The sequence below is a fragment of the Pseudomonas plecoglossicida NBRC 103162 = DSM 15088 genome (assembly GCF_000730665.1).
GTDB classification, from domain to species: Bacteria; Pseudomonadota; Gammaproteobacteria; order Pseudomonadales; family Pseudomonadaceae; genus Aquipseudomonas; species Aquipseudomonas plecoglossicida.
Genome location: NZ_BBIV01000005.1, coordinates 172,433 through 184,339 on the forward strand (window position 1 = coordinate 172,433; position 11,907 = coordinate 184,339).

Sequence of the window (11,907 nt, forward strand, 5' to 3'; positions counted from 1 at the left end):
TACAGTGCCGCGCACCGTAACCCACCAACTCCAAGGAAGAGCCCCTACGTGACCGCCATCCAGTTGATCGTCGGCCTGGGTAACCCCGGCCCCGAATACGAACAGACCCGGCATAACGCAGGGGCTCTTTTCGTTGAACGCATTGCCAGCGCCCAGCGCGTCACCTTGACCGCTGACCGCAAGTATTTCGGCCTGACGGCTAAATTCAGCCATCAGGGCAACGACGTTCGTCTGCTCATCCCCACCACCTACATGAACCGTAGCGGCCAGTCCGTGGCGGCCTTGGCCAATTTCTTCCGCATCAAGCCGGAAGCGATCCTGGTGGCGCATGACGAACTCGACCTGCCTCCCGGCGTCGCCAAGCTCAAGCGCGGTGGCGGCCATGGTGGGCACAACGGCCTGCGCGACATCATCGCGCAGCTCGGCAACCAGAACGACTTCCACCGCCTGCGGCTTGGCATCGGCCACCCGGGTGACGCCAAACTGGTCTCCAACTTCGTCCTGGGCCGCGCGCCGCGCGCCGAGCAGGAGAAGCTCGACGCCAGCATCGATTTTGCCCTCGGCGTGCTGCCGGACGTGCTTGCCGGCGATTTCGCCAAGGCGATGCGCGAGCTGCACAGCCAGAAGGCCTGATTTCCTAGAGAGGGGAATACCCATGGGTTTCAATTGCGGCATCGTCGGCCTGCCCAACGTCGGCAAGTCCACCCTGTTCAACGCCCTGACCAAGTCTGGCATCGCGGCGGAGAACTTCCCTTTCTGCACCATCGAGCCGAACAGCGGCATCGTGCCGATGCCCGACGCACGCCTGGCGGCGCTGGCGGAAATCGTCAAGCCCAACCGCATCCTGCCGACCACCATGGAGTTCGTCGACATCGCCGGCCTGGTGGCCGGTGCGTCCAAGGGTGAAGGCCTGGGCAACAAGTTCCTCGCCAACATCCGCGAGACCGACGCCATCGCCCACGTGGTGCGCTGCTTCGAAGACGAGAACGTGATTCACGTTTCCAACAGCGTCGACCCCAAGCGTGACATCGAGATCATCGACCTGGAGCTGATCTTCGCCGACCTCGACAGCTGCGAGAAGCAACTGCAGAAGGTCACCCGCAACGCCAAGGGCGGCGACAAGGAAGCCCTGGCACAGAAGGCCATTCTGGAAAAACTGATCCCGCACTTCACCGAAGGCAAGCCGGCGCGCAGCCTGATGAAGAACATGGCTGACGACGAGAAAGCCGTCATCCGCGGCTTCCACCTGCTGACCAGCAAGCCGGTGATGTACATCGCCAACGTCGCCGAAGACGGCTTCGACAACAACCCGCACCTGGACGTGGTCAAGGCCATCGCCGAGGAAGAAGGCGCGGTCGTGGTGCCGGTGTGCAACAAGATCGAAGCCGAAATCGCCGAGCTCGACGACGGCGAAGAGAAGGACATGTTCCTCGAGGCCCTGGGCCTGGAAGAGCCTGGCCTGAACCGCGTGATCCGCGCCGGTTACGAGCTGCTGAACCTGCAGACCTACTTCACTGCCGGCGTGCAGGAAGTTCGTGCCTGGACCGTGCGCGTCGGTGCCACTGCGCCACAAGCCGCTGGCGTGATCCACACCGACTTCGAAAAAGGCTTCATCCGCGCCGAAGTGGTGGCCTATGACGACTTCATCCAGTTCAAGGGTGAAGGCGGTGCCAAGGAAGCCGGCAAATGGCGCCTGGAAGGCAAGGACTACATCGTGAAAGACGGCGATGTGATGCACTTCCGCTTCAACGTATAACGCCACACCCGCGGCGCCCCGATCGCCGGCAAGCCGGCTCCCACAGGGTTCGATGTGATCTTTGTGGGAGCCGGCTTGCCGGCGATCGGGGCGCTGTCGTTTCAGGCCTGGAAAAGGCCCGCTGCTTACCTAAGCTGAGTCTCAGTAAAGTCGGAGCCTCGACCATGCATGAAACCCCTCCCCGCCCCCGCTTCGACTGGAAGCGCTGGCTGCCAGGCCTGGCCACACTGCTCAACTACAAAGCAGCCTGGCTACCCAAGGACATCGCCGCCGGCCTGGTGCTGACCACCATGCTGGTCCCAGTGGGCATCGCCTACGCCGAAGCATCCGGGGTACCGGGCATCTATGGCTTGTACGCCACCATCATTCCGCTGCTGGCCTATGCCCTGTTCGGCCCCAGCCGGATCCTCGTGCTTGGACCCGACTCGGCACTGGCCGCGCCCATCCTGGCAGTGGTGGTGCAGTACGCGGCCAGCGACCCGCAACGGGCGATCGCCATTGCCAGCATGATGGCCCTGGTGGCCGGCGCTTTCTGCGTGATAGCCGGCTTGCTGCGCCTGGGTTTCATCACCGAACTGTTGTCCAAGCCGATCCGCTACGGCTACATGAACGGCATCGCCCTGACCGTGCTGATCAGCCAGCTGCCGAAGCTGTTCGGTATTTCCGTCGACAGCCAGGGGCCGTTGCGCGACCTCTGGAACCTGGCCCAGGCGCTGCTGGCGGGCCAAGGGCACTGGCCCAGCTTTGCCGTCGGTGCCGGCAGCCTGGCGCTGATCCTGTTGCTCAAGCCCTTCAAGCGCCTTCCGGGCATCCTCATCGCGGTGGTGTTGGCAACGCTGGCGGTGAGCCTGTTGCAGCTCGACCAGCAGGGCGTGAAGGTGCTCGGCGAACTGCCCCAGGGCTTGCCCAGCCTGGTGTTCCCCTGGGTAAGCGACATCGACCTGGTCGAAGTGCTGCTGGGCGGGATCGCCGTGGCGCTGGTGTCGTTCGCCGACACCAGCGTGCTGTCACGTACTTATGCGGCCCGCCTGAAAACCCCGGTCAACCCCAACCAGGAGATGTTCGGTCTTGGCGTCGCGAACCTCGCCGCCGGCCTGTTCCAGGGCATCCCCATCAGCAGCAGCTCCTCGCGCACGCCAGTGGCTGAAGCGGCGGGCTCGAAGACTCAGCTGACCGGCATCATCGGCGCCCTGGCAGTGACCCTGCTGTTGCTGGTCGCGCCCAACCTGATGCAGCACCTGCCCAACAGCGCACTGGCCGCCGTGGTCATTGCAGCGGCACTGGGGCTGTTCGAATTCGCCGACCTCAAGCGCATCTTCCGCATGCAGCAGTGGGAATTCTGGCTGTCGTTCACCTGCTTCGTCGGCGTCGCGGTGTTCGGCGCGATCCCGGGCATCTGCATTGCCGTGGCAATCTCGGTGATCGAGTTCCTCTGGGACGGCTGGCGCCCGCATTTCGCGGTGCTTGGCCGTGTCGACGGCACCCGTGGCTACCATGATGTGAAACGTTATCCACAGGCTCGGCGAATTCCGGGCTTCGTACTGCTGCGCTGGGATGCACCGCTGTTCTTCGCCAACGCCGAGCAGTTCCAGAACACCGTGCTCGATGCCGTCGATGAATCGCCCACGCCGGTGCAGCGGCTGGTGATAGCGGCGGAGCCTGTGACCAGCATCGACGTCACTTCGGCAGACATGCTCGCCGAGCTGGACCGGGCGCTGGAGGCCCGGGGGGTGGAGTTGCAGTTTGCCGAGATGAAAGACCCGGTGAAGGACAAGATGAAGAAATTCGGCTTGTTCCAGCACATGGGCGAGAACGCGTTTCACCCCACGGTCGGGGCGGCTGTGGATGCCTACCTGGCAGACAGCGGCATCGACTGGCAGCCCTAGGTAGCCTGTTCTGGCCCTATCGCCGGCAAGCCGGCTCCTACAAAGGCCTGTGGTGTACCTGTGGGAGCCGGCTTGCCGGCGATAGGGCCAGGATGCACAACTAAGCAGCCCGAACCCTGCGCCGGTCGATCCAGGTCAGCATGGCGCTGGCATACAGCGACACCGCAAGGAACAGCGCCATGCGCACGGCAAAGGCGCCATACACATCCTGCCCATTGGCGCTGTCCTGCACCGACTGGCCGAGCAGGATCAGCATGGTGGTCAGGCAGCTGACCCAGTAGCCAGGGCTGTGCCGGGTCGACACCACACGGTATAACCGCCGCGCCTGCCAAAGCGTGAACAGCAACACCCACAGAAAAAACATCCACAGGTGCGCGAACAAGCTCAGCGCGCCCCATATCAGTATGGCCAGCACCCCGGCCAGCAAGGTCGAGCCGATCAGCTCGCGGCTGGCGTGCCGGGCACGGGTTTCCTCGGCCTGCTGGCCGAGGCTCACCGATTTCATGATCAGTGGCATGAACTGGTCCGGGGCGATCAGCGCCAGCAGAAACGCTGGCATGACGATCAGCGTGGCACGCAAGGCGACCCAACTGACGGCCTGGGCCGGGAGCAGTGGCGGCGACGGTTGCGCCGGTGCATCGGCAGGTTCGGGAAACAGCACATGGGCCACTGCGGTAGCCAGGGTCGCCAGCAGCATGCCCTTGGCCAGGGCCTCGACCACCGACAGTGCCAAGGTGAAATCACTGGTGCCGGCTGCGGCGATCATGGTCAAGCCGATCACCAGCAAGTTGGCCAGCAAGCCATTGCCACCCTTGAGGGCGTAGCGCAGTACCAGGTACACCCCGACGCCGACCAGCAGCACACCGCTCAGCGGGGCATGGCGCAACAGCGGAATCAGCAACAGGCCGCTGCCGCAACTGAGCAGAACCAGCACGGCCAGCGCCGGCGCGGCGCGCAACGGCAGTGGCGCACTGCGCATGGCCAGCAGCAATACCGCGAACACCGGCGCCAGGATCGGTATCGGCAGCCCCAGGCCAAAGCTCACCGCCAGGCACAGCGCTACGCCCCAGGCGAGGCGCAGTGCGCGCAGGCGGCGCAACTCAATAGGCATAGGCCAGCCAGCTCATCAGCCACATGAACACCCGACCCAGCAGGTTCAACGGGTTGCCCTCACCGGGCAAGGCCATGACTTCAGCCTGGCCACCCACACGCAGCCCGGACTTGTCCTGCAACTGATCGCCGTCGAGTTCGACGATCACCGGGAAGCGTTGCGCCGAGCGCAGCCACTCGCGGCTGTTCTGCACCGTCGGCAGGCTGCCGGGTGGCGCAGGCTGGCCGACGCTCACGCCATAGCCGATGCTGCGGATCCGCCCCTTGAGCACCTCACCGGGCATGGCATCAAGGATCACCAGCACCGGCACGCCAGGACGCAGACGGCCCAGGTTGTTCTCGGTCATGTCGGCACTGATCCAGACATCATGGATGGCAATCAGGGTCATCATCGGTGTGCCCGCGCCGACGTAATGGCCAACGTCGGTGCGCAGGTCGGTGATCAAGCCGTTGGCGTCAGCGCGCACGACCGTGCGGGCAAGGTCCAGGCGGGCTTTTTCGACGTTGGCTGCCGCACTGCGCAACTGTGCGTTGTCGGCATCGTCACCCCCTTGCTGCTCACGCGCCCGTGCCACTTCGGCACGCGCCGCCGCCACCTTGCTGATGGCCTGGTCACGGGTGGCCTCTGCCCCTTCCAGACGGCGTACCGACACCGTGCCCGGGTCTTCTTCGATCAACCGCTTGAGCCGCTCGGCATCCTGGCGTGCCTTGCGTTCGTTGGCCTGTGCCGCCACCAGCGATGCCTGGGCCGATTCGATGCCGGCGGTGCTGGCGCCCACCTGCCGCCGCACGGTATCGAGGTCGGCCTCGGCACGGGCCAGGGCGATGCGGTACTGATCCTGATCCAGTTCGAACAGCACATCACCGCGGCGCACTTCCTGGTTGTTGCCCACCGCCACACGCTTGACCTGCCCTGCGACTTCGGCCGCCACCGGGACCACGTAGGCCTGCAGGCGAGCCTGCTGGGTGTAGGGCGTGAAGCGGTCGGCGAGCAGGTACCAGACCAGGCTCACGACAATGATCAACAGCACCCAGTGCATGCCGCGATCGGGGGCCTGGTCCTGCACAGCGGGCACATTCTTTACTTCGCTCATTGCGTTCCACCCTGTTCAGGTTCGTCGAGCAGATCGCCCCAGTCGGTACGTTCCTGCATCTGCTGACGGGTTTCGCGGTCGATGGGCGCGTGCCGGGCATCCCAGCCTCCGCCCAACGCCTTGTACAAATTCACCAGGCTGCTGACCGCGTTGCCGCGGCTGACCAGGTAGCCATCCTGTTGCTGCAACAGCAGTTGCTGGGCATCGAGCACGCGCTGGAAGTCGGCGAAGCCTTCGCGGTACTGCGAACTGGCCAGGTTCAGCGAGCGCTGGGCTGCCTCGGAGGCGTCGTGCCGAATGGTCGCACTTTGCAGCGAACGCACCAGGCCACTGGCGGCATCGTCGGCCTCGCGCGCCGCTTCGCGCACACCCTGGTGGTACAACTCGATCAGTTGCTGCAGCCGCGCATCTTCCACGCGCACGGCGTTCTTGCGCCGGCCGTAGTCGAACGGGTTCCAGATCATGCTCGGCCCGGCGGCCATATCGAAGCTGTCGGGCAGGTTGTTGGCCGAGATGAAGCTCCAGCCAATGCTGCCGAGCAGGCTCAAATGGGGATAAAGGTCCGATTCGGCGACACCGACCAAGGCCGACTGCGCCGCCACCGCCTGCTCGGCCGCGCGTATGTCCGGGCGGCGCAGCAGCAGGCTGGCGGGTACGTCCTGCAGCACGACACGGTCGGGCATCGGCAACTGGCCGTGGCGTGCCTGCAACTCCGGCAACGGCCCCGGCGGTCGGCCAAGCAATGACGTCAGCACGTTGTGCAAGGCGTTGAGCTGGTTCTCGAACTCGGGGATGGTGGCCTGGGTCGCCAGGTACTGGGTGCGCGCCTGCTGCCAGTCGAGCTCATCGTTCTCGCCGTGGCGGAACAGCCGCTCGGTGATTTCCAGGCTGCGCGCCTGGCGCTTGGCGTTCTCTTCGGCAATCGCCAGGCGTGCTTCGGTGGTGCGCACGGCGAAGTAGGTATCGGCCACCTGGGCACGCAGCAGCACCATGACGTCGGCGTAGTTGGCCTGGGAGGCGAAGTAGGCTGCGTCGGCGCTTTCGATGGCGCGGCTGAAACGGCCCCAGAAGTCGATTTCCCAGCCGATGTCGAAGCCCACGCTGGACTGCCAGAACACCGAATCGCGGGCGCTGGCGGCGCCCGACTGGTCCTGCTTGAGGTACAGGCTTTGCGCACGCATCTGCTGCAGCTGTGGATAACGTCCGGTCTGGACGATGGACAACTGCGCGCGCGCCTCGGCAATGCGCAGGCCGGCGACCCGCAGGTTGGTGTTGTGCGCGTCGGCTTCGGCAATCAGTGCATCCAGGGTCGGGTCGGCGAACACCGTCCACCACTGTTGCAAGTCCGGCGTCGCCGCGCGCAGCCCGGCCTGTTCCAGCGCCGGCGTGTTCCAGTTGTCCAGCCAGGGGTCTTGCGGCGTCTTGAAGTCCGGGCCGACCTGGGTGCAGCCTGCCAACAGGGCCAGCAGGCTGACGGCATTAAAGGCAGAAGGCCATTTGATGCAGTGTCTCACGCGTCCGGCTCAACAGGGTTTTCCGGTACCTGCAGGGCGACCCACTGCCAGAACAGCACATAGGTCACGCCGAGAATCACCGGGCCGATGAACAGGCCGATGATGCCCTTGACCACCATGCCACCCAAGGCGCCGATCAGCACCACCGGCATCGGCACGTCCACTCCGCGCCCCAGCAGCAGCGGCTTGAGCACGTTGTCGGCGAGCCCGGCGACGAAGGTGTAGACGGCGAAGATGATGGTCGCGGCGGTGAAGCCGTCGGCATGGAAGACATACAGGATCACCGGCAGGGTGATCAGGGTCGCCGGGGCCTGGGCAATGCCCAGCATGAGCACGGCAATGGCCAGCATCCCGGCCCCTGGTACGCCCTTGACCACGAAACCGACGCCGATCAGCAGCATCTGGATGAAGGCGATACCGATCACACCCTGGGCCACCGCGCGGATGGTCGCGGTGCACAAGCGGGCGATCGGCTTGCCACGCTCCTCGCCGGAGACGCGCATGGCAATGCGCTGCGCCGCGATCTCGCCGCGCTCGCCAAAGGCCATGATCACGCCGGAAATGATGACCGCTGCGATGAACAGCAGGAAGGCACCGCCTGCGCTGGCTGCCGCGCCAAGCATGCCCAGGCCGGCACCCTTGAGGTACGGCATCATGTTGTTCAGCACCGGCGCCAGGCTTTCCGAGGCCGACAGCCACAGGGCATGCAACTTGGGCCCGACCAGCGGCCAGGTGGCGACCGAGTCAGGCGGTGTCGGCACGCTCCAGGCACCGCTCTTGAGCAGCGTCACCAGGCTCTCCACCGATTCGCTGATGGACACCACCACCAGGTAGATCGGCACCAGCAGCACGACCAGCATCAGCAGCACCACCAGCGTCGCGGCGAAACCGTCCTTGAGGCCGGAGCCTCGTCGGATACGCTGCTGCAACGGGTACAGCGTGACCGCGAGGATCACCGCCCACAGCATCAGCTCCAGAAAGGGCTGGAACACCTGGAAGGAGAAGATCACCAGCGCGGCAATCAGACCGGCCTTGATCAGTACATCCAGCAAACCCCGTGACAGGGCGCTGTCCAGCTTTAATCCTTGTTGCATTGTTCTATCTCCGAACATTCAAGACGCCATGTGGCGCCGTTCACTCGCCCGTCTCGGTTGCACGCTCGGGGCGGGTGTCATCCCGCAATTGACGCGCCAGGGCCAGCATCACCAGAGGCACCACGGCCATCGACAGGGTGATGGCGAGCACCAGCAAATTGTGCACTTGCTGTGTCAGCACCTGATGTTCGATTGCCAACTTGAACACGACGAAGGCGAATTCGCCGCCAGACGCCAGGACGATGCCCAGGCACAGCGCCTCAGGTCGGGTCAGCCCCCCTGCGTAGCGTCCCAAGGCAAGCAATAATGGCATTTTGATAGCCACCAACAATAAGGTTAACCCTAAAACCACCCAGGGCATGGAGAACAGCAGGCTAAGGTCAGCGCTCATTCCCACGCCGACGAAGAACAGCCCGAGCAGCAGGCCCTTGATCGGCTCGATCTGGGTTTCCAGTTCATGGCGGAAGGGCGAGTCGGCCATCAGCACGCCCGCAAGGAATGCGCCCAGGGCCATGGACACACCCACATGCTCCATGATCCAGGCAGTGCCCAGGACCACCAGCAATGCCGTGGCCATGGACAGCTCGGGCAGGCCCGAACCGACGGTCCACCTGAATACCGGGGTCAGCAGGAAACGGCCAAAGATGATCACCACACCGATGCCTACCGCTACCGCCAGCATCGGCCAGTGACGTTCGTCGACAACGTCGACACCGCCACCGAGCAACGGCACCACGGCAATCAGCGGGATGGCCGCGATGTCCTGGAACAGCAGGATGGCGATCGCCAGCCGACCGTGGGGCTTGTTCAGGTCCTTGCGCTCGGCCAGCACCTGTAGGCCAAAGGCGGTGGACGACAGTGCCAGGCCCACGCCCAGGACGATCGCCGCCGCCTTCGACTGATCGAACAGCCAATAGGCCAACGCACCGATGATCGCAGCCGAGAGCCCGACCTGCAGCGAACCGATGCCGAACAGTGCCCGGCGCATGGTCCACAGCCGGCGCGGCGAAAGCTCCAGACCAATCACGAACAGCAACATGACCACGCCCATTTCCGAGAGGCGTGCGACGTTGTCCGGGCTGCCCAGCAGACCGAATACCGATGGACCAATGAGGATGCCGGCCAGCAGGTAGCCTGGCACTGCACCCATTTTCAAGCGTTGTGCCAGGGGTACCAGAAGGACCACGGCCAACAGAAACACGACTGTCGCCTGTAACAGGCTTCCATCATGTGGCATGGAAGCGACTCCCTGGGTTTTTCATAGGGGCGCGCATCATACGCGCTCAGGGATGACTTTGAAGGGGTAGGCCACAGGCTTGTATTTGCCGATCTTGCCGCGTTTGGGCAGTTTCACTACCTCGTCGCGGGTGATGTCCTTGTACGGAACCTGGGTCAGCAGGTGACTGATGATGTTGAGCCTGGCGCGTCGCTTGTCGTCGGAGTGCGCCATGAACCAGGGCGCCCAGGAAGAATCGGATGCGGCGAACATCTCGTCGCGGGCGCGGGTGTATTCGTCCCAGCGGGTGTAGGACTTGAGGTCCATCGGCGAGAGCTTCCACAGCTTGCGGCCGTCCTTAATACGGTCCTGCAGGCGGCGGGTCTGTTCTTCGGGGCTGACTTCGAGCCAGTACTTGATGAGGATGATCCCCGACTCGACCATCAGTTTCTCGAGCAGCGGCACCACGGCCAGGAACTTTTCGGACTGCTCTTGCGTGCAAAAGCCCATGACCCGCTCGACACCGGCGCGGTTGTACCAGCTGCGGTCGAAGATCACCACCTCGCCGGCGGCCGGCAGGTGGTTGAGGTAACGCTGGGCGTACATCTGGGTCTTTTCCCGCTCGGTCGGTGCAGGCAGCGCCACGGTGCGGAACACGCGGGGGCTGACGCGCTCGGTGAGCGCCTTGATGGTGCCACCCTTGCCGGCGCCGTCCCGGCCTTCGAACACGATGCAGACCTTCAGGCCCTTGGCCACCACCCACTCCTGCAGCTTGACCAGCTCCACGTGGAGGTCTTTCAGCTCTTTCTCGTAGGCCTTGCCGGACAGTTTTTCCGTGGCGGCATCAAGGTCTTTGTGCTTGTGGATCTTGGACATCACATGCTCCTGACTGCGACTGAAGAGTCATTATGGTCGATCCACGAAGATTAGCCGTTTCGCTTGTAAGCGCAGCGTGATGTGCATCAACCGGGAGAGCGCGGGATATAAGTCCAGGAAAACGATTGATTCAAATCAAAAATAATTTTTGAGGCGCTGGCGCACGCCATTGCGGCGAGCCAGCAGCCAGGGGCAGCAGGACGCGGCCCCTGGTGCGAATATCAGCCGAGCACCTTGCCGGCCACGGCATCGACCGCGTCCTTGGTAATGGCAACGATCTTCTCGGCATCCTCCTGGGTGAGCACCAGCGGTGGGGCAAAACCAAGAATGTCACCATGCGGCATGGCCCGGGCGATCATCCCTCGTTCCAAGCACGCCGCCGACACCTGCGGCCCGACCTTGAGCGCCGGGTCGAACGCCCGGGCGATGTCTCCGGTGGTATTGCCTGGCCGCGCGGCATCGAGGCCGGCGGCGATACCTTCGACCACGGCCTTCTCGCCTTCGAGAAAATGCTGCGGCGGCTTGCCCAGGTACACCGTGCGCGACAGCGGGCAGTGGTAGCGCTTGTAGCAGCCGGCGATCTCGAAGAAGGTGCCCGCCCCGCGACTGAATGGCGAGTCGTCCCAGGTCAGGTGCGGCGCACTGGCGTCGGCGCCGGTCGGCAACAGTGGGACGATGGCCGGGTAGTCGCCGCCATGGCCATCGACGCCGAGAATGCCGCTGCGGTAGATCTCCGCCACCAGCTCGTTCTTGCGCATGCCCGGCTCGATGCGTTCGAGAATGCACCCGTGCATCTGTTCGACGATGCGCGCGGCGATGCGCATGTAGGCGATTTCCTGCGGCGACTTGACCGCCCGCTGCCAGTTGACCAGTCCGGCGGCATCGCTGAAACGCGCCTGCGGCAGGTGCTTGCACAGGGCCTGGTAGGCCGCGGCGCTGAAATAGTAGTTGTCCATCTCCACGCCGATGCGCAGGCCGCCCCAGCCCTTGGCCAGAATCACCGCCTGGCACAGGTAGTCCATCGGATGGCGCTCGCGCGACTGCACATAGATGTCCGGGTAGCCGACGATGTTGTCGTGCTGCATGAAAACCGTGCGCTTGGCGCCATTGGCGTCCTGGCCACGACCAAACCAGATCGGCTCGCCATCGAGCGCCAGCAGCACGCACTGGTGCACGTAGAACGACCAGCCGTCGTAGCCCGTCAGCCAGGCCATGTTCGATGGGTCGGTAACCAGCAGCAACTCGAGGCCTTGCGCCTGCATGGCGGCGCGGGTCTTGGCCAGGCGCTGGGCGTATTCCTGCCGGCTGAACGGCAGGTTGACCACTGTTTGTGACATACGGATGCCCTTCTTGTGAGTGGA

General features: G+C 64.3%; 10 protein-coding genes. 3 read left to right on the top strand and 7 right to left on the bottom strand.

The window, feature by feature from the left end; translation table 11 throughout:
* The first annotated feature begins 48 nt into the window (after positions 1–48).
* From pth to PPL01S_RS03765, 3 genes are all read left to right on the top strand, one after another.
* Positions 49–633, top strand: coding sequence for an aminoacyl-tRNA hydrolase (gene pth / locus PPL01S_RS03755; RefSeq protein WP_016391680.1), 585 nt, complete (start codon positions 49–51; stop codon positions 631–633).
* Positions 634–655: 22 nt separating this feature from the next.
* Positions 656–1,756, top strand: a complete 1,101-nt coding sequence (ychF, locus tag PPL01S_RS03760; protein WP_008099042.1) for a redox-regulated ATPase YchF — start codon at positions 656–658, stop codon at positions 1,754–1,756.
* 164 nt (positions 1,757–1,920) lie between these two features.
* Positions 1,921–3,642: a SulP family inorganic anion transporter gene (locus PPL01S_RS03765; protein ID WP_016391681.1), complete on the top strand. Its 1,722-nt coding sequence runs from the start codon at positions 1,921–1,923 to the stop codon at positions 3,640–3,642.
* A gap of 100 nt (positions 3,643–3,742) precedes the next feature.
* Here PPL01S_RS03765 and PPL01S_RS03770 read toward each other — a convergent pair whose 3' ends face one another.
* The 7 genes from PPL01S_RS03770 to PPL01S_RS03800 all read right to left on the bottom strand — a co-directional run bounded on the left by PPL01S_RS03770 (position 3,743) and on the right by PPL01S_RS03800 (position 11,883).
* Positions 3,743–4,753: a DUF2955 domain-containing protein gene (locus PPL01S_RS03770; RefSeq protein WP_028625292.1), complete on the bottom strand. Its 1,011-nt coding sequence runs from the start codon at positions 4,751–4,753 to the stop codon at positions 3,743–3,745.
* On the bottom strand, positions 4,743–5,846 hold the full coding sequence (locus PPL01S_RS03775) for an HlyD family secretion protein (RefSeq protein WP_016392125.1): 1,104 nt from the start codon (positions 5,844–5,846) through the stop codon (positions 4,743–4,745). Before PPL01S_RS03775 ends, PPL01S_RS03770 begins: the two co-directional genes overlap by 11 nt.
* The gene (locus tag PPL01S_RS03780; RefSeq protein ID WP_016392124.1) at positions 5,843–7,360 is read right to left on the bottom strand and encodes an efflux transporter outer membrane subunit; all 1,518 of its coding nucleotides are present in this window, start codon (positions 7,358–7,360) and stop codon (positions 5,843–5,845) included. The genes PPL01S_RS03775 and PPL01S_RS03780 overlap by 4 nt, the downstream gene beginning before the upstream one ends.
* A complete protein-coding gene (locus tag PPL01S_RS03785) occupies positions 7,357–8,454 on the bottom strand; it encodes an AI-2E family transporter (RefSeq protein WP_016392123.1) in 1,098 nt (365 codons plus the stop codon). The genes PPL01S_RS03780 and PPL01S_RS03785 overlap by 4 nt, the downstream gene beginning before the upstream one ends.
* A 40-nt stretch (positions 8,455–8,494) precedes the next feature.
* Positions 8,495–9,691, bottom strand: a complete 1,197-nt coding sequence (locus PPL01S_RS03790) for a monovalent cation:proton antiporter-2 (CPA2) family protein (RefSeq protein ID WP_028625290.1) — start codon at positions 9,689–9,691, stop codon at positions 8,495–8,497.
* 36 nt (positions 9,692–9,727) lie between these two features.
* The gene (gene ppk2, locus PPL01S_RS03795) at positions 9,728–10,546 is read right to left on the bottom strand and encodes a polyphosphate kinase 2 (protein ID WP_016392121.1); all 819 of its coding nucleotides are present in this window, start codon (positions 10,544–10,546) and stop codon (positions 9,728–9,730) included.
* A gap of 221 nt (positions 10,547–10,767) precedes the next feature.
* Positions 10,768–11,883: a M24 family metallopeptidase gene (locus tag PPL01S_RS03800; RefSeq protein ID WP_016392120.1), complete on the bottom strand. Its 1,116-nt coding sequence runs from the start codon at positions 11,881–11,883 to the stop codon at positions 10,768–10,770.
* Positions 11,884–11,907 lie beyond the last annotated feature (24 nt).